This window comes from Ktedonobacter sp. SOSP1-52, assembly GCF_016587395.1.
On sequence record NZ_BNJH01000002.1, the window covers coordinates 1191384 to 1210354 of the forward strand.

18 protein-coding genes are annotated in these 18971 nt (G+C 50.7%); 9 read left to right on the forward strand and 9 right to left on the reverse strand.

What is annotated here, in order from left to right; genetic code table 11:
- Positions 1–447: 447 nt before the first annotated feature.
- Positions 448–1281 carry a BTAD domain-containing putative transcriptional regulator gene (locus tag JMJ16_RS20710; protein WP_201384605.1) on the forward strand — a complete coding sequence of 278 codons (834 nt, stop codon included), beginning with the start codon at positions 448–450 and terminating at the stop codon, positions 1279–1281.
- Positions 1282–1394: 113 nt separating this feature from the next.
- Positions 1395–2492, forward strand: a complete 1098-nt coding sequence (locus JMJ16_RS20715) for a tyrosine-type recombinase/integrase (protein WP_201384607.1) — start codon at positions 1395–1397, stop codon at positions 2490–2492.
- 64 nt (positions 2493–2556) lie between these two features.
- On the opposite strand, the gene JMJ16_RS20720 is transcribed toward JMJ16_RS20715, so the two are convergent.
- Positions 2557–2886, reverse strand: a complete 330-nt coding sequence (locus JMJ16_RS20720) for a hypothetical protein (protein WP_201384609.1) — start codon at positions 2884–2886, stop codon at positions 2557–2559.
- A 305-nt stretch (positions 2887–3191) separates the two neighbouring features.
- Between JMJ16_RS20720 and JMJ16_RS20725 the strand changes: the two genes are divergently transcribed.
- The 5 genes from JMJ16_RS20725 to JMJ16_RS20745 all read left to right on the forward strand — a co-directional run bounded on the left by JMJ16_RS20725 (position 3192) and on the right by JMJ16_RS20745 (position 7503).
- Positions 3192–4031 carry a BTAD domain-containing putative transcriptional regulator gene (locus JMJ16_RS20725; RefSeq protein ID WP_201384611.1) on the forward strand — a complete coding sequence of 280 codons (840 nt, stop codon included), beginning with the start codon at positions 3192–3194 and terminating at the stop codon, positions 4029–4031.
- A gap of 217 nt (positions 4032–4248) precedes the next feature.
- Complete coding sequence (locus JMJ16_RS20730; protein ID WP_201384613.1) at positions 4249–5379, forward strand: glucose-1-phosphate thymidylyltransferase; 1131 nt, start codon at positions 4249–4251, stop codon at positions 5377–5379.
- 19 nt (positions 5380–5398) lie between these two features.
- Positions 5399–6424, forward strand: coding sequence for a dTDP-glucose 4,6-dehydratase (gene rfbB / locus JMJ16_RS20735; protein ID WP_201384615.1), 1026 nt, complete (start codon positions 5399–5401; stop codon positions 6422–6424).
- Positions 6425–6618: 194 nt separating this feature from the next.
- On the forward strand, positions 6619–6897 hold the full coding sequence (locus JMJ16_RS20740) for a PLDc N-terminal domain-containing protein (protein WP_201384616.1): 279 nt from the start codon (positions 6619–6621) through the stop codon (positions 6895–6897).
- 252 nt (positions 6898–7149) lie between these two features.
- Positions 7150–7503 (forward strand): hypothetical protein, encoded by a 354-nt coding sequence (locus JMJ16_RS20745; protein ID WP_201384618.1) that lies wholly within the window; start codon positions 7150–7152, stop codon positions 7501–7503.
- Between the two features lie 211 nt (positions 7504–7714).
- Here the strand turns inward: JMJ16_RS20745 and JMJ16_RS20750 are convergent, their stop codons facing one another.
- From JMJ16_RS20750 to JMJ16_RS20760, 3 genes are all read right to left on the reverse strand, one after another.
- Complete coding sequence (locus JMJ16_RS20750) at positions 7715–8035, reverse strand: hypothetical protein (RefSeq protein ID WP_201384620.1); 321 nt, start codon at positions 8033–8035, stop codon at positions 7715–7717.
- A gap of 280 nt (positions 8036–8315) precedes the next feature.
- Positions 8316–9542, reverse strand: coding sequence for a beta-ketoacyl synthase (locus JMJ16_RS20755; protein ID WP_201384621.1), 1227 nt, complete (start codon positions 9540–9542; stop codon positions 8316–8318).
- Complete coding sequence (locus JMJ16_RS20760; RefSeq protein ID WP_201384623.1) at positions 9535–10806, reverse strand: beta-ketoacyl synthase; 1272 nt, start codon at positions 10804–10806, stop codon at positions 9535–9537. The genes JMJ16_RS20755 and JMJ16_RS20760 overlap by 8 nt, the downstream gene beginning before the upstream one ends.
- Before the next feature lie 199 nt (positions 10807–11005).
- Here JMJ16_RS20760 and JMJ16_RS20765 point away from each other — a divergent pair, with 199 nt between their 5' ends.
- On the forward strand, positions 11006–11245 hold the full coding sequence (locus JMJ16_RS20765) for an acyl carrier protein (protein WP_201384625.1): 240 nt from the start codon (positions 11006–11008) through the stop codon (positions 11243–11245).
- Between the two features lie 12 nt (positions 11246–11257).
- Positions 11258–12076 carry a TcmI family type II polyketide cyclase gene (locus tag JMJ16_RS20770; protein WP_201384627.1) on the forward strand — a complete coding sequence of 273 codons (819 nt, stop codon included), beginning with the start codon at positions 11258–11260 and terminating at the stop codon, positions 12074–12076.
- A 293-nt stretch (positions 12077–12369) separates the two neighbouring features.
- Here JMJ16_RS20770 and JMJ16_RS20775 read toward each other — a convergent pair whose 3' ends face one another.
- The 5 genes from JMJ16_RS20775 to JMJ16_RS20795 all read right to left on the reverse strand — a co-directional run bounded on the left by JMJ16_RS20775 (position 12370) and on the right by JMJ16_RS20795 (position 18141).
- Positions 12370–13284, reverse strand: a complete 915-nt coding sequence (locus JMJ16_RS20775; protein ID WP_201384629.1) for a VOC family protein — start codon at positions 13282–13284, stop codon at positions 12370–12372.
- A gap of 694 nt (positions 13285–13978) precedes the next feature.
- Positions 13979–14941, reverse strand: a complete 963-nt coding sequence (locus JMJ16_RS20780) for an acetyl-CoA carboxylase carboxyltransferase subunit alpha (protein WP_201384631.1) — start codon at positions 14939–14941, stop codon at positions 13979–13981.
- A gap of 115 nt (positions 14942–15056) precedes the next feature.
- Positions 15057–15968: an acetyl-CoA carboxylase, carboxyltransferase subunit beta gene (accD, locus tag JMJ16_RS20785; protein WP_201384633.1), complete on the reverse strand. Its 912-nt coding sequence runs from the start codon at positions 15966–15968 to the stop codon at positions 15057–15059.
- A gap of 15 nt (positions 15969–15983) precedes the next feature.
- Positions 15984–16946, reverse strand: coding sequence for an ACP S-malonyltransferase (fabD, locus tag JMJ16_RS20790; protein WP_201384635.1), 963 nt, complete (start codon positions 16944–16946; stop codon positions 15984–15986).
- 310 nt (positions 16947–17256) lie between these two features.
- Positions 17257–18141 carry a glycogen debranching N-terminal domain-containing protein gene (locus tag JMJ16_RS20795; protein ID WP_201384637.1) on the reverse strand — a complete coding sequence of 295 codons (885 nt, stop codon included), beginning with the start codon at positions 18139–18141 and terminating at the stop codon, positions 17257–17259.
- Between the last annotated feature and the right edge of the window lie 830 nt (positions 18142–18971).

Sequence of the window (18971 nt, forward strand, 5' to 3'; positions counted from 1 at the left end):
TGATCAACGTTTTTACGCAGGTGGGGCACATCTCATGAATCACGCACCAGCTCAAAAGCCTATTGCCAACAGCACACTTTAGTCGCTACACAATCACCATTCGCTGATGTAGCGACTAAGCCCCCTATGAAACACTGCTCGCATATTGCGACACTTCTGCCTCTCCCCAATAGATAAGCGCAACAACCAAATCGCCATCCACAGAAACGTGATGCGCCGATTGGCGCATCACTCCGTATGAGGTTATACATGGCCTCAGAATATACTGTTGGGCGGCGCACTCAATACTCCATATCTGCGTGTGCGAAAACAATGCGAAGAGGACCATACATCGTGCGAAGCAGGCGCGAAGCATGAGTTGAGAAGTACACAGTATTATTGCATCAACGAAATATTCTCAAAAATTGCGATTTGCCACTCATATCCCAATTGGAGGAGAGATGCGCTATGAAGACACTACCCGTATCCTTTCAACAGACTCCCATCGCAGGTTTACATGAGTCAACGGCTCACTACAAAGCCTACTTCTTCGGCCCCTTTCGAGTCACCCACGGCGCTCAAGTCTTAGGTGGGGCAGTATGGCGCAGAAATAAAGCGAAAACATTGCTCAAGTGGTTCCTCCTCAACCACGGTCAGAAATATTCTGCCAACCAGCTCATCAATCTTTTCTGGCCTGACACGACGAAGTCCGCTGCGGCACGTAACTTGCATGTCACGATCAACTATCTGCGCCATTTACTTGAACCTGAGCTCTTACCTCGGCAGGAGTCCACGTTTATTCGGCGCAACAAACATAATTTTTACTGGTTTGAGCTTCATGGGGTGTGGTGGGCAGATATATTCGATCTGCAGACGCATCATCTGGCCGCAAGAGAAGCGCAACAACGCAACTGCCCAGATGAAGCGATGACGCATTTCCGCGCGATTGTGCAGCATTGTAGCCCGGGCTTTCTTCCTGAAGATGCCTATGAAGACATATTTTCGATATACCGCAGGCATTATGACCTGATCTATATACAAGCACTCGAAGGCCTGGTCGAACTCTGTTCCGAGGCGGCACTGTTTGATGAGGTCCATTCACATGCAAACCAGGCGCTACTGGTCGATCCTTACTGCGAGTTTGCACTCAAAGCCATCATTAACGCTTTCTTTCGCCAAGGAAACGTCACAGGTGCCATTCGCCGATTAAACGATTTTCAGAAGTTGCTCAGGGAGGATTTGGGCATGGAGCTGGGAGAAGATATGCTCTCCCTGCGCACAAAAATGATTGGCATGAAATAACGCTGCGAAGTGAGTGCGCAGTCTCTGGTAAGGGGAACCGTTTACACTCTGATTACAGGCAATGTACAACAGAACCTGGTGCACGACTACAGCCAGGGAGGAAGGGGATAGCAATGTCATATCATCAGACCATGGTCGTCTTGGCAAACAGCCACGAGCAGCGTCAAGAAGATGCGAAAGGTACAGGTGTCTATTCTGGGGCGCCTTCATCCATTCCAGAGCACGCTCCAACCACTCTTGAAGAACCCTATGATCACATGAGACTTGCTATCGAATTATGGCTGCTCGAAAAGTATTCCCTTACGCAAAGCAAATGTACGGAAGCCACGTACCGTGACATTCTGATCTCCTTGCATACTCACCTGCAGGACAAAGGATTGAGCCTGAATCACCCTGCCGAGGAGATTGTCTCGGCAATACTCTGCTGGGCCAGCGCACGTACTCCCGGTAGCAAGCGCCAGGGTGATGTAGCTCCGTCAACATATAATCAACGGGTTGCCGCTGTTTCCAGCTTTTACCGCTGGGCTATCCAAAATAGCCTCTACACGGGCAACAATCCTGTTGAACAGCTTCCACGCGCGACCATTCAAAAGTATGCCAAAGCAAGCTCGTTGAATCCACAGCTTGTGAGCATCAAGCTCAACGCGATAGATCGCTCCACCCCCCGTGGGTCACGCGACTATGTCCTCTTACAGGTCGCCCTCAATACAGGACGAAGTTCACAAGAGCTGGCATCGCTCACCTGGCAATGTATCCGTATAGAGGGCGATGGGGTAGTACTCACATTCAAACGTTGCAGAGGTGGGAAAATCATGCAAGATCTGCTTGATGCCCGGCTCTCGCACGTGTTTCTCGCCTATATACGCACTATCTATGGAGAGCAACTAGAAGCGCTGGCGCCCACTGCCCCCATCTGGGTCTCCTTCAGTGATCGCTCCTATGGTCAAAGCATCAGCTCTCAAACCATTGCTGACATTTGCGAATCCCACCTGGGCATCTCTACAGTCCGTACATTACGCCACACCTTCGCCCTCACGATGGATGGGCTGGGTGCGCACATCAGTACGATCCAGGAACGACTCGGACACGAAAGCGCTGCTATCACCACTAGCTATATTCACAAACTCAAGAAATCCTATAACCCTCATGCAACTGTGTTGGCAGATGTCTTTGGACTAGAGGAGCCCTATACAGCTACTCGCCAGGCATAACCGGATGCGTGAGGAGAACGTGCGTTCTCTTTTCACCTCTTTCTCAAATGTGCAAGCAAAGACGCTAGGTAGCGTGGAAAGGATAAATCATAAAGGGTTGTTTCTTGACATGATCTGTCAGGCCATCAATGTACGTCCTTAACTCTTCGTAGCGCTGATTACTTATCAAATCATGATGTCTTGCATGGTAAAAAAGCGTTTGCAGCAAGATATAGAACAAAAGATGGGAGACCATCTCTCTCATATGCACATTCTCGATATGAGTGGTCACCCCAGCAACGGTGGCACCAGGCTGTTGCAAACGCATCCAACACTGTATGGTTTCATCTGCAATCTCTTTATGAGCTTTCAGATTCAGTTCATCCAGAGTTTGCATGAAGGATTTATCATTCATCGGTTTTCACTCCATAGACCCGCTTATCAATGGTAGCACACAAAGATTGCGCAATATGTACCCTCATGGAGGCGGCGTTCCTTCTGCTTGCATGTGCTCAACGAACCATATTGCGCTTGGCGATTCTTGTTTCTCTGCTTACCATTCTTTCTCGCATACGCTAGGTATGTAAAGCGAGAACCTTACCTGGCAATTACTCGAAAAAGAACAGGGGAGGCAGGGTAGATACAGCGGGACACTGATGAAAGGCACGCAACAGATGAACCTTGCGTCGATCTACAATTTGTATAAGGAGGCAATAGGATATGTCTTACCCCCAGAAGTCGAGCCCACAATCACAGTTTCATCCGCGTGAACGAGAACAGCAAGCGATCTTTCGCGCATACTCTTTCGGACAATTCCGCCTGTTTTGCCAGGACACATTCATACGAGAAACAATGTGGCGCCGCAATAAAGCAAAGACACTTCTCAAATGGTTTCTCCTCAATCCTGGCAAGCTCTGTTCAGCCGATCAGTTCATTGATCTCTTCTGGCCTGACTTGACGCTGGAAGCCGCATCCATCAATCTCTATGTCACCATTCATTGTTTGCGAAGGCTCCTTGAACCTGCGCTTTCTCCTCGGCAGGAGTCAAAATTTATCCGCCGTCAATCGAACAATTTTTACTGGTTAGAGATAGATGATACCTGGTGGACCGACACCATGGAGGTGCAGCACCTTTTCGATATCGCAAAAGGCTTTGATTTGCGCGGCGATGATATCAAGGCCTCATACTACTACAGAAAAATCACGAGCTACTGCAGCTTAGGGTTCTTGCCAGAAGATAAAGATGAGGAGTGGCTCCAACCCCATCGCCGTCATTTCGACTACATTTACTCGCAAGTCCTTGTACGTTTAATCCAGATTTACCAGCATCGAAATGAGCCAGAAGAAGTGCTCGAGTATGCCTACCAAGCGCTCACACTCGATCCTTATTGCGAGCCAGCAGTGCGAGCTATTGTAGATGCCTATCTACAACAGGGGGATCTCACGATGGCAACCAATCGGTTAGAGATTTTCCGTAGCTTCATTCAAAGCGAGCTGGGAGTGGCACCGAGCAAAGATATAGACGCCTTGGAACAAAAAATTGCGCAAGCCGGCATCTAGGATTTCATTCCCAGGAACGCAACAACACAGAGCAACGACTGCCCTCTCACTCCTGACTTCATCGTACTTACTGATGAAGTAACCTTCTTGTAATTTCCCCTGCTTACACTCTCCTCAGGCGACACAAGAGAACGTTTTTCGCCAGAGATAAGCATGCTTATCTCTGGCTAGTGCTTCACAACTGCTGAGAAAAACAGATGTATGGAGTGTAGAGCACATGAAAGCATTGATTCTAAGCGGAGGCAAAGGTACCCGCCTGCAACCTATTACGAATACCAATGCCAAGCAATTAGTTCCGATTGCAAACAAACCCGTCCTTTTTTACGTCTTAGAGACCATTGTCGCCGCCGGTATCACCGATATTGGCATTATTGTTGGTGATACACACGCCGAAATCAAAGCGGCAGCCAAAGACGGCAAACAATTTGGTCCCGATGTCTCAATCACATATATTCACCAGGAACAGCCCCTTGGGCTTGCGCACGCTGTAAAAATTGCCCAACCATTTTTACAGGAGGAGAAATTCGCGATGTTCCTGGGGGATAACTTTATTGAAGAAGATATCAGCGGGCTTATACACAACTTTTCTGCTCCTGACTGCCCCTGTAACGCACAAATCTTGCTCAAACAGGTACCCCACCCTCAGCAGTTTGGCGTTGCACAACTTCGTACACGAGAAGGGGACCCGGTCTCATCGGCGACCTATCCAGGCGATGAACGGGTCTATGTTTCCCGTCTGGTGGAAAAACCGCAGGAACCGATTAGTGATCTGGCCATCATCGGAATCTACCTCTTTGATAGTCATATCTTTGAAGCAGTCAATGCTATTGAGCCTTCTCGTCGGGGGGAATTAGAGATTACCGACGCCATCCAATACCTGATCGATCACCACTTCAATGTACGTCCGCATTTGCTAACGGGCTATTGGATTGATACGGGAAAAATGCAAGATATGCTTGAAGCAAATAGAGCGGCATTGAGCCACATCCAGACAAATTTCGCCACGGGCGTTCAGGTTGATGAGGATTCTCAGGTACTTGGAGAGGTGGTCCTGGAAAATGGTGCGCGCTTAACCAATAGCATTGTGCGCGGCCCCTCCATTATTGGCCGCAATGTCAGGCTCATCAACACCTATGTTGGCCCTTTTACCTCCATTGCACAAGATAGTCTGGTGGAAAACAGCGAAATTGAGCATAGTATTGTGCTCGAGGGGTGCCATATTCGTGATATCGAAGGGCGTATAGAGGATAGTCTCATCGGTCGTCACGCGCAAGTCTACCCCTCATCGAATAAACCACGTGCCTACAAGCTGCTATTGGGAGACCATAGCCGTATTGGCGTATTGTAACAGAAAGGATAGAGAAACCATGCGAATACTTGTCACCGGTGGTGCGGGTTTTATCGGCAGCAATTTTGTGCGAGTGTTGCTTATGGACTACCCCACCTATGAAGTGGTGATCCTGGACAAGCTCACCTATGCCGGCAATTTGAATAACCTCTCCTCCCTGCTCTCGTCAGGACGGTGCACATTTATCCGGGGGGATATCTGTGATCCTCGTATTGTGAGACGAGCAATGGAAGGCTGCGATGCAGTCATCAATTTTGCCGCAGAAACCCATGTGGACCGCTCGATTATTGGGCCAGATGCCTTCATTAAAACAAATATTGAGGGTACCTATACGTTGCTCGAAGTAGCACGCACGTTACCTATCAAACGCTTTATTCATATCTCGACCGACGAAGTATATGGTAACGCACTCTCACCCACAGGAGAAAGCCGCCCTTCTCTGGAAACGGATCCGCAAAGGCCCATGTCACCGTACGCTGCCAGTAAAGCTGCTGCCGACAATCTCGCCTACTCCTACTGGGCAACCTACGGTCTGCCCGTTGTCATTACCCGTTGTGGGAATAACTACGGCCCCTACCAATATCCAGAAAAACAACTACCACTGTTTATCCTGAATGCACTTGAAGAGCGGCCATTACCTGTCTATGGAGATGGGCAGAATGTGCGCGATTGGATTCATGTATACGATCACGCAAACGCTATCATCTCGCTCTTGCACCAGGACGGCTCACATGTTCACGGAGAAATCTTTAATATTGGCGCAAGTGAAGAGCGCTCTATCCTCCATAATGCTGGGGCGGTGCTTGACCACCTGGAAAAGCCACGCACACTCATCCGCTTTGTCGCGGATCGACAAGGACACGTTATGCGTCATGCCGTGAATGCATCAAAAATCAAACGCGTTTGTGGATGGCAACCTCGTATCCCTTTTGCCGAAGGAATCGCTTATACCATAGAGTGGTACGAGAAAAATCCCATCTGGATTGCCCATATCCGAGCACGCAGTAACGAATTCTTACAGACAGCGCTTAATCTCGCAGCCTGATACAGGGTCGGCTCAGGAGTATTCAACTCGCTGATCAACCGGCCTCGCGTAGTTCGCCACCCAGCAACAAGTGATCACCACTCGGCTCCAGGCTCCATCAGGCGCCTGAGCCACACCCTCCATCGCACAACATATAGAAGAAGAAGTGGCCAGCCAGTCATCCCTGGCCTCTAGGCACAAGCAAGGAGCGTACCATGAAGAGAACATTTGCTTTTCTTTTAAGAGGGGGGCCCTTCGATCCTCATTCTTTTCCTCTGTTCGGTGGTTCAATCTTTCTGATGGTATTTGTAGGCATTCTCTTAACCGTCTTCTGGCTCTCGATGATAACAATTTGCATACTCGATCGCACAATGAGCCGACAGCAGAAATACCCCTGGATCATCTTCATGCTTATGGTACCAATCCTGAGTACAGTGCTCTACCTGAGCTACGCGTATCCCTGGCAAACACACACGCCATCTCCGAAAGAGTAGCCACTACAACATCGAGACATCTCATTATGCCTCCCATCAGACAATGGCGACGTGCGGGACCCCTTACTTGAGCAAGAGGGAGAAGCACGGCGCCCTCATGTTTGAGGCCAACGATGCGACTGATGGACAATTAGCAGGGAGACGTTTCCCTTCGACCAGGCAGGCCAAACTGTTTTGCACGCTACCACCCATGTGAAGATGAGCTTTCCCTTCACGGTTCCTTCTTCCAGTGAGTACTCTCGAGCATGCACGATGATCACCACTAACCTGCTCTCGGTCAATGTCGATATCTTCACTATTGCCTTAAAGCACTTCGCGCAAGCTATTAGCGCTGGTCTAGATCGGCGCATCATACTGCTGTTGTATCGTGCCAGGTGGCATGAGAGCGGTGAACTCGCTCTTCCAGAAGACGCCCATCTGGTGTTTCAACCACCATACTCACCAGAGGTGCAGCCCTGCGAGCGTCTCTGGCCGCTCTCCAACGAGGCGATGAGCAATCGCCGCTGTGAGACGCTGGATGATCAGCAAGAGGTGCAAGCTGCGCGCTGTGTCACTCTACAAAACGATCCAACATGCCTACGTCGCGTTGCGCTTTTCCACTGGTGACCTACCACATTCGCGAGATGCCTGTAACGCAACACGTGCTCAGCCGGTATGTATATGCAAGAAGGGCAAAATCGAAGAATTTTTCATCTTTCCAAGGCGGTAGAATAGATACGTGGCATCTTGTAAGCATGCTTGTCATTCCACAAGGATCGAATGAACAGCCACGTGCAACTGCCCTCCAGCCTGGAGGGCAGTTGCACGTGGCTGTTCATTAGCGTTGGGGTTCTGGCCCCACGAAACTATAGATCAACAACCCCAGGCCGCGTACTAATAGGATAATGAGTAACCACTTCCACTCACGAAGGCGGACCGTGTTGAGGATCGACCCGATCCACGCGATCCCCATGAGAATGCTTGCCACCACGGCGACGCATATACCACTCACAAACAGAGGAGGGTTGGCCAGATGCGTCATGACATGGGTTGCCTGGTTGAAGGTACTGCCCATAATTCCCAATGCAATCAGCGCTCCACCAATGGCTCCGATAATAAGGCTTGCGAAAATCAGTGTACGGATACGTGCTTTGGTCATGATCTGTTTTTCCTTTCTTTCTCCGTCTTTCTCTCGTAAAGAGAGGTGACGCTTCTTCTCTATGCTCGTGTTTCTTAGTTACCGTTCATGTTGTAAGTATAGCCGCTCTTCCACCGAAAGAGATCCGACTGCAGGAGCAATCTCCCCCGCCTAGAGTCCTGAATTTCTCTTCCTCCCGCTTGACACCAAAAGGATGCAGGCGGGAGATATCTCCCGCCTGCATCCTTTTGGTGCTACTCATGTCGTCCACAGCTTCTCCAAGCTGCATATGACCATGTCGCTATTTCTTTAAGACAAGAGCAGCATTAAAGCCACCAAAGCCACGCGCTCCTACCAGGACACGTTGTACGCTCGCGGAACGAGGTGTGTTAGGAACGCAATCGAGCAAGCATTGGGCATCGGGTTGTGAGAATCCAACAGTGGGCAGAATGGTCTCTGCTTGCATGCCAAGTAGAGCCATCGCAACATCGACGGTTGATGCACCGTTAAACAAACGCCCTAGCATCGATTTAGGCGCAGAGGCAGGAATTGCCGCCAGGTCAGAGCCAAAAACCTGCTGCAAGGCTTTCACCTCTGAGATATCGCCTTCTTGAGTACCCAATCCATCACATACCACCCAATCAATGTCGTCTAGTGAGATCTGTGCCATTGTCATTGCTTTCGTCATCGCTCTTGCATATTCCTTGCCATCACTGGCCGGTTCACGTGACACTATAGCATCAAATGACTGACCACTTCCAGCAATCTCCGCATATACGTGCGCGTTCCGTCGCTGCGCATGCTCCTTGCTCTCGATGCAAAACACAGCGCCACCCTCACCAATAATGGGACCGGAACGCGTGGCATCGAAGGGACGATAAGGGAACGGGCCCTGTTCTGAAGAGACAAGCCCCGACGCCTGGTGGCATGTAAATGCATAGGGCGCAATAGACGCCTCTGAACCACCAACGATGACAACGTCACACAGGCCCTGTTGGATAATCTTTGCGGCATGAGCCAGAGCAATCAGTCCGCCAGCTGCTTCTGCACAGATATTGCGGCCATATCCACGAACACCATTCGTAATGGACACCTGACCAATGCTCGCAGCATAGAACCAGGCGATGGACTGATACGCACTCACATAGCGTGGTCCTTTTTCCCAACATAAATGCAACTGACGCTGACCGAACTCATTTCCCCCTGTGCCTGCCGCGAAGACAGCCCCAATGCGTGTCGCATCCTCCTGTGCTATATCCAACTGCGCGTCGGCAATCGCTTCGCGAGCGCAGACCAGATCAAAATGCGTCCAACGGTCCGTTTGCGCAATAATACGTGGATCAATGGAGCGGGTAGGGTCAAAATCGGCAACAACTCCGGCGACCTTGCTAGTGAACTTTGTTGTATCGAAACGTGTCACTGGTGTGATAAACGATTGCGCACTAGACACTCCCTCCCAGAACTGCTTCGTACCAATTCCTGCGGGGGCAACAACTCCAATTCCTGTGATGACGGCTTCTCTAGGCATCGAGTTCCTCCTTTGCCCTCGAGAGAATGAGAGCAGATTGAAATCCGCCGAAACCACTTCCCGTGGAGACGATCACATCAACCGTCTGTTGCCTGGCCGTATTAGGAACGTAATCGAGATCACAATCTGGATCGGGAGTGCGATAGTTAATCGTTGGCGGAATAATTCCTCGCTGGATGATGAGCGCACATGCAGCTATTTCGACAGCGCCAATAGCCCCTAATGAGTGCCCAACCATTGATTTAATCGAGCTAATAGGAATGCGATACGCTTGAGGTCCCCATGCGGCTTTAAACGCGTTGGTCTCGTGAACATCATTTTGCGGCGTCGAGGAGCCATGCGCATTAATGTATTGCACTGAGTCCGGCGCGATGCCACCACTCTCGAAGGCAGCATGAATCGCCTGCGCCATATCCAGACCATGGCGCTGTAGCCCCGTCATGTGATGGGCATTCAAGGCACTGCCATAGCCAGTAATTTCTGCATAGATGTGCGCGCCCCGTTGAGAGGCATGAGCCAGATCCTCGAGGATAAGAAACGCGCCCCCTTCCCCAAGAACAAACCCGTTCCGTGTTTTATCAAATGGGCGCGAAGCTGTTTTTGGCTCATCATTGCGTGGCGTCGTCCCTTTGATCGCATCAAAGGAAGCCATATTGATCGGACAGATACCGGCTTCCGATGCCCCGGCAATGCACACATTGACATCACCATCGCGAATCCACTCAAACGCCTGTGCAATAGCATCGATACCGGCGGTACAGCCGGATGAAACAGTGATGACAGTTCCTCTGGCATTGTAACGAGTGGCAAGTTCCGCACTCAGGCTTGATGGAGTAACCGCATGGTACAGGTAGGGACTTGCCAATGTGGGATCAACATTAAATTCTGTTGCGTTCTGGCTGACAGCCAGGTACTCCTGCTCAAGCCGTGTTGTGGAGCCAATAGCGGTACCCGCTGAAACACCCAGGAGGGTTGGGTCAAGCGTAGAAAGGTTCAGGCAACTGTCCTGCAACGCCTCTGCGGTAGCAACCAGGGCAAATTGAATATGCCTATCCAGCCTGCCCACTTCCTCTTCGGTCAACCCATAGGCGAGGGGGGTCCAGTCTGTGACAGCGCCTACAACCCGCGATCGAAAGTTTTCCAGGTGGTCCATGTCCGCTATATCGCACGCGGAGGTTCCCGTCTTTAGCGTTTCCCAGAAGGCCTCTCTCCCGGTGCCCCCTGGAGCGACAACGCCTATGCCCGTAATAACGACGCGCCTCATGAGTAAGTAATCCTCCCTTTCAGGGAATATACGATTTCCCAGAACTTGCCATACACGTCTTTCGTTGCTAGCAATGTACGCGGCGGTATGTACCGCGGGCTTACTGGAAAAAGAAGTCTTCGGTAATTGAGGAGCCCTACGATACAGTCCAAATGAATGATATGTATGCTTCAGTGCAACGTGAAAGGAGCAATAACGAATGCCTTTAGCATGTACAACTGCAATGGTAATCGATATTCTGGCCACAAAAGTAGGCGTTCCTGCAAATACGCCTGGTATCGATACAGCCGACTGGGAAGCGATAGGAGTAGAGTCGCTCGGCCTCGCCGAAACGATTTCCACCTTGTCTCTTACGCTTGGTGTCGATCTCCCCCACGAGGAAATCCTCACGGCAACCAATGTTCAGGAATTAGTGATGCTCGTCAATAACCAGTTTTAGGAGAGTACCACCATGGGATATATTCGCAATGCGGTGCAGATCGAAGCACCTGTAGACGAGGTATTCAGCCTAACCAACAATGTACGTACATGGCCTTCTCTGTTTACCGAGTATGAGAGTAGTGAAGTCATCGAAGAAACGGACAACAGTGTCACCTTTCGGTTAACCACCCGCGTCGATGAGGATGGCAACCAGTGGAGCTGGATTGCGCAGAGGCGCACAAACCACCAGAGGCGTTCAACGTATTCGGAACGCATGCCCTCATCTGGCCCATTTGAGCGCATGGAGATTCGCTGGTGGTATGATCCCATTGGGGAAAAGAGCACAATCATGACATGGGAACAAGAGTTTACCTTGAAGGGAAACGCACCCGTCACCGAAGAACAGGCAACCAACTACTTAAACAAGCAGACCAAGATTCAGCAGGCCGTTATCAAAGAACGCGTCGAGCAGATGTGTGGAACGGCACCTGACGCAGAGACGTACTACCGCGGTGTCATTATTGGCCGCTACCAAAGTGGCAGCGAGGCTGCCATTGCCGATGCATTTAGGCGCTCAGATGAAAGCGAGCTCCCCCACCTTCTGGGTGTCAAATCGCGCCATGTCTGGGTATTGGGTGACATCTATCTCCATCTCGTGGAGGCGAAGTCTTCCTTACCAACCATCATTAGGCAATATATCAATCATCCGTTGTTTAAAGAGATCAAGGCAGAAGTAGATACCTATGTTCAGCCTCTCTCTCCCGAACTCAATCCCGGCGTTGGGCGGGAGATTTACCGCTGGACCAACACGTCCGTCTCTGCTATCCCTCAGACAGCCCAGAGTGCATAGCCTCCTACGATCATTGATGGTCCGGTTCGAGAGGAAGCAAATACGTTGAACTAGCGCGTCGAAAGACGACCTCAACAGGTGCGCAACAACAAGCAGAAGCATGAGCGCATCCGAAGGTCGTCTTTTCTTTTTCCCAATGACAACACAAACAAACGGAAAGCCTGTTCGGCTTCCGACTCTTCCCTGAAAGGTAGCACGGAGAGGGCTCTTCCCCGTTTTGCCCGGGGAAGAGCCCTCTCCGTGCTACCTTTCAGGGAAGACAGCTCACCATTCCCCCTGAGCGCTCCTCGCCACTATCCCGACGACGAAAAAAACGTCTCGGGAGGAGCAATACCCCAGATATTTGCCGCCTGCAGGCTTCTGCTCCATACCTTGGGTCGCTGGGGACAATCGGTGTGCCAGGGACGTGGCTCAAAATACCCCAAATCTTCATTGAGCACAAGATCCATATCGGAAAAGAGTTCGATCAGGTTCCCATCAGGGTCACGGTGGAACATGAAAAGACTATGCCCTGGCCCATGTCGTCCAGGCCCCCAGGAGAGCGCGATATTCTTTTTCGCAAGATGATCGCACGCTCGCTGAATATGCGTCCAATCATGCAACTGAAAAGCAATGTGATGCATACCTCGTGTTCCAGGCATGTCTGCATCTTGCTGGATTAATTGAATGGTATGATGATCCGGGCCACAACGCAAAAATACGCTTCTCTGCTCAATCCAATCGGATACAGCAAAACCAAGGATACGCTGATAGAAATCAACCATAGGTTGGATATTACGCACATGGAAAGCGACATGGCCTAATTTCTCAGGAGCGATTCCTCTGTCGAGCAAACCACGCCTGCTTTGTTCGATAGAGCTATACAGGTGAATACTATTTCCTTCTGGATCTGCAAACTGGAGTAACTCAGGCACACCGGGTTGCACATCGGCCCGCATTTCCACCTGTACGCCCTGAGCAAAGAGCTGGCTCGCCACCTCTTTGAGGGTCTGCCCCTGACCAATTTGAAATCCTATATGACGAAGACTAGCCTCTGCCGCCGGATAAATTGCGATGGTATGATGATCTGTAGTATGTCGCAAATACGAAGTACCATCATCCTCTCGTTCAGCCAGTGAAAACCCGATTACCTCTGTATAATAGGTCCACATATCTTCCACGTGTGGCGTCGTCAATGCAACATATCCAAGTTTCGCTATATGCAGCATATCCTCTTCTCCTCTACACGAGCTGTTCGCTCTTGCTTCCAACCAATGTCGTAACAAGGGGAAAAGGAGGAAGTTCCCCCTTTGTGTGTTCCTGATACCAACGACCAGGAAAGCACGCACTGTGTGCCTTCGATGCAGGCAATCAGCATAGAACCCACTCCCCAGAAGTTATCCCCTCTCCAAGGGATGTTCGCCGTTTGGGACTCATTGTGATTGCACACTGACATGCTTTCCACAATCTACCCTCACTGTTCATCGCCGATGAAGAGCAAACCATAGATACAACCTATTCTAAGGCAGTTGAGTTACCGGAGAGTTACCACATCACGCGGCAGAGGTAAGCGATCAGTAAACTCCCTGTTAAGCCGCAATAGCCGATAAGCGTGCAAGCAGCAAAGCATCGCGAAGGTGCGCCTCCTCTCCTTCCATTTTGTTTTTTGGGCCCGGAACCGCTTGAGGCGCATTCCCACGTGAGGAAGCAGGCACACATTTGGGATTCACCTGAACATGACTTTGGGCCATGCCATGGACATTGTTTGTCAAAGCAGAACGTATCTCGCGGACAAGCGTCCCCAATACCATCTACGAGAAAGAGGGGCAGAACGCTTGTGCCTCAAGGCTCCTCTTCTCCAGAGAGTATTGGGAAGCCTCCCTCTGGCTGCCTGTTCGAGAACAGGCGTTGTTATACTGCGCGCTAGCAGGCAATCGCGTTCTCGTTGAGATGAACAAATGGGCCGATACGACGGTACTTGCGATAGCGCAATTCCAGCAGTTCGCCAGGAGTATAGCGCTCAAGTTCGGTAAGATGGCTGAGCAGCGTATCTTTCAGATAACCGGCGGCGCGACAATGGTTGCGATGCGCCCCCCCTACAGGTTCAGGCACCAATCCATCGATCAATTCAGTAGAGAGGAGCTCACGGGCGCTAATACGCATGGCTTCCGCCGCCTGGGGAGCAAAGGACTTATCACGCCAGAGAATAGATGCAGCGGCCTCGGGCGCGGCCACCGTATACACGCTATGCTCCAACATCAACAAACGGTCAGCAATACTGATCGCAAGAGCACCGCCACTCCCACCTTCTCCAATCACGACAGAGATGATCGGCGTACGTAAACGCGACATAAGTGCTAAATTCGCAGCAATCGCCCCGGATTGGCCATGTTCCTCATCTTCCAAGCCGGGGAAGGCGCCAGGAGTATCAATCAGGCAAATCAACGGCATCTGAAATTTCTCCGCCTGGCACATCAGGCGATACGCTTTACGATACCCTTCAGGGTGAGGCATGCCGAAGTTGTGATACTTCTTGGCGGCCATATCGCGGCCTTTTTGTTGGCAGATAAACATCATGGTTCTCCCACCCATTTGCCCGAGGCCTGCCAGGATCGCGTGATCATCCCCATAGGCGCGATCACCATGGAGTTCCATAAAGTCCTCACACATCAGTTTCAGGTAATCCGCAGCATAAGGGCGGTCTTTGTGGCGGGCAACCTGCACTGTTTGCCAGGAGGTGAGACGAGCATACACATCTTTCGTCCGTGCTTGCAAATGATCGATGGCTTCCTGCAGTTGGGCGTCATCCGGGTTTTGTTGCTGTAGCGCGCGAATCGTTTCGGCTTCAATAGCCAGTTCTTGTTCAAAATCTAAATTGTAACTCATTCTCTCGCTCCTCATTGTTCTCGTATACTCGTGTCTTTGCATCCTTTGGGGAATAGGGAGAAAGGAAGGGAATAGCGCTGGCACCCTTCCTTTTCGGGTAGTGTGTGATCCAGCCCTAACTGTGATGGGTCAGATCGATGATATTGCTGTCCGCCCGTCGGCCAGAAGTGCAAGCATAAAAACGCAACAGGCGCGCCAACGTTTGCCGTAGCTCATGTCTCGGGACGACAGCATCGATCAATCCATGCTCATACGCGAATTCAGCGGTGACGGCCCCTTTTGGCAGCTGTATATGCATAAACTGTTCGATAACGCGAGGGCCTGCGAAGCAGACCAGGCATCCAGGTTCGGCGAGGATCACATCTCCAAGCGTCGCAAAACTTGCCGTGACACCACCAGTGGTAGGATCGGTAAGCAGGCTAATATAAGGAAGCCTGGCTTCGGCCAGTCGTGAAAGGGCTGCAGAGGTTTTCGCCATTTGCATCAGAGAGTAAATTCCCTCTTGCATCCTGGCCCCGCCTGATGCGGAAACGATAAACACAGGAATGTGCCGCTGTATTGCCAGTTCCACCGCTCGCGTAATCTTCTCTCCCACTGCCGCCCCCATACTGCCACCAATAAAGCGAAAATCCATGACCGCCAGTGCCAGGGGCAAGTTCTCAATGGTCGCATGACCAATAACGACCCCCTCGTTTAAACCAACTTTTTGTTGCTCTTTTGCAAGTTTCTCCGCATACAACTGTGATTGGCTGACAAAGTGCAATGGATCAGCAGAGGCAATATCAGCGTCGAGTTCAACAAAACTGCTGGGATCCACCAAAAGATCGATACGATCGTGGGCACTCAACCTGAAATGGTAGCTGCACCTGGAACACACGTGTGCGTTTCTTTGGTGATCTCGCTGATAGAGAATCTCTTTGCATTGAGGGCATTTCACTGCAATATTTTGGAGAAGCGTGAGCCTCTCCAAGGGATTCTCCGCGTGTCTCGCGTCCGCTGCATTCAATGGTCTGACCATTTCCAACATACGCTCTCTCCTTCTTTACGCGCAGGCCGACATATACGCAGGCTCTTGCAATGTCGCGACTAACGCATCAATCTTCTCTGGTGTATCGGCGGAAAACACCTGTGTACCCGGGGCAATTGCACGTACCAGCCTGGTTAGTACCTGAGAGGAACCGAGTTCGACAAAGATATCACATCCTGCATCAAGCAGCGTTTCGACACACGCTGTCCAGCAGACCGGGTTGGTCACCTGGTCGATCAGCTCGTTGCGAACCTGCTCTTTATAGCCAAGAGGTCTTCCAGAAACATTGGCAACTACCGGCATGCGCGCATCGTGCCAGGTGAGATGATGCATCACCGTTTGGAGTGCCGACTGGACCGGAAGCATCAGCCTCGAATGAAATGCCCCCTTCACAGGGAGACGCATGGCACGCACAGTCTTGCGTGATCGCAAGGCTTCTATCATCTCCTGAACGCCCTGCTCAACCCCCGAAACGACGAACTGGGAATGCGTATTCAAGTTTGCGACAGTAACATAATGGTGTTTCGAGATCTCCGTGCAAAGACAGCGTAACTCCTCTAGAGGGACGCCCACAATCGCCGCCATAGCGCCCGGGGCATCTTTCTGCACCCCATACATCAAATTACCCCTTTGACTCACTAACTGTAAGCCATCCTCGAAAGACAGCACGCCCGCCGCCACAGCTGCCGTATACTCTCCCAGACTATGACCTGCCACCATATCCGCATACAAACCACATTGATGTGCATACGTTGTCAGGGCCAGGGAGTAAGCGAAAAGGGCAGGCTGAGCAATATGCGTTTGACTCAAAGCATCAAGGGGCCCTTCTAAGCAATAGCGCGTGAGAGGCAGCCCTATGACCTCCTCACTACATGCTAAATACTTTTCAAACAACCAGGGAGCGCTCTTCAAGAGTTCACCACCCATGCCCACTTTTTGTGAGCCTTGTCCAGGGTAAAGAAACGCGATCTTCGCCATAATACCTGCATCCTTTCTCAAGCTATCGCTTTCCCTGCCGTTGTCATAAAGGGGAACGGTCAGCCCCACGGCAGAACAACGCGCTAACCCACCGCTACGTAGCGGTGGCCAATCATTATTTGTAATACAATCATTATTTGTAATACAATCATTACCTCTGTATTACTGGGGGCGTAAGCCCCTCTACAGGCGGAGTATCTTCTGGAAAAAAGAGGCAACGGTTGAGCGGCCAGAGGTTGTTCGCAGGGGGAAAAGACGCAAAGATGCAGCAGCGTATTACGAACGCTGCTGCATCTTCAAAAAGCAGTATCTATGCTGCAACCACCTGCAATAAATGAGTTGTTGCAGGCCGGCGAGATGGAGAAGGGAGAGGTGTACCTAGATGCGAAGGCAGTAGGTGATTGAGAAAAAGATGCTTATACACGGCAAGGGACCGATGCTGTGGATCAGACCAGAAAAGCCTGGTAGGCTGCATGGTAAAGCCTCTGCTCTTTGACTCGCTCATAAGTGCCTTGATGTATAAGGGGATCGATTCACCAGGTTGAAGCGTAAGCTGCCAGTTGACTCGGCCCGACTCTAGCTCATCAAATGCAGGCTCGAACTGCATACGCGTGACACATTCAATCTCGTCACGACCTGAAGGATAGAGCACAAGCTCTCTCTTACTATATGCCTCCTCTCTCTCCCCGTCACATTGTGCGTAGGGCACATCACAAGCAAAAAAGAGGTCAGGGCAGGAGGTACTGACCTCCAGACTTATGGTCAGGGAAAGCGTCTCAGCGTGAGTATTGGCGATGATCAGTGTTTGCACGAGCGCGTCTTGTTCTAGATGGAGAGCACGGGTGACCACAATGCTCCCTTGCTTGAGCACGTTCCCAGTTTCATGTGTGATTGAAGCATTCGTCAGCTGAATAGTACAGGCATCAAGGGTAGTTGCAATCTGGTGCGAAAGCGCCATCAGGGGAAAATCATCAAGGTAAAGATTGCAGGTATGCAAAAAACAATTTCCCCGGCGGTAGAGGCCACTTTGCCGGTGTGCCAGGGGAAGGTCGCCGTGCTCATCGGCGACGAGGAAGGCATCTGCAAATTTGAGCACAATATGCGTCGTCCCTTCCCGCATCATCTCCCGCTGCGCTTCCACCTCCCGGCGTGTTTCCGTCGCATCTCTACCCTCTTCGGTCCTATGACTTATCACGAGTTTCTCCCTCATTGAATACTGCTATGCCAACGCACAACCTCCATGCGGAAAATCTGAGACTTTCTCGAGAGGGAGCGGGCATCCGTCGTATGTATCGAACCCTAACCATACTGTGCAGTATCCAGATTACCAAATTCTTACCAAAGAAATAAGCCAGGTTCTCGTAGCGCAATCGCTGAACGTTCAGCGATTGCGCTACGAGAACCTGGCTTATTTCTTTCTTTGAAAATACTGTGCTGAGCACTCCCTATACCAGTAGTGAGCCGTAAACGAAGAAACGATAGGTATTCATATATGCGCTGAAGAACTTCTCGGCACTCTCTGTAAAGAGAATCTATAGAAGTGTCATACTTCTTTTTGCTATCACGGCATATTCTCGTGGGTGGACCTGCTCTCGATCTTGGTCCACCATACCACGCTCTCCCATGTGTCGCTTCCTTTTCTTTAGGCCTCAAGGCGAAGCTTAGGGCCATGGATCAGGCGTACCTGGGCCACCTTGCGGCAACACACATATCACAAAAAGAACCAGACCGAACACCAGACATTTTCTGACAGTGGCATTCGCAAGTGTCATAGCCAGCCAATACTGAAGGCCTGTTAGAAAGCGAATGATACGATGCGGAGTATGCATTTCTTTTCTCTCCTTCCCCAATAGCTGCAGGATACCAAGAACAATTTCATATGTGATCTTGATGAGAGAATACACAACATGACTCAGCAAAACATTCGCGCTCACTTCGCATGCGTGAGCAACACTTCACATTTCTTTCGCTATTCTATGGCAGAATACTATTTTATCAGCACTACCACTTCGCACCGACGAACAG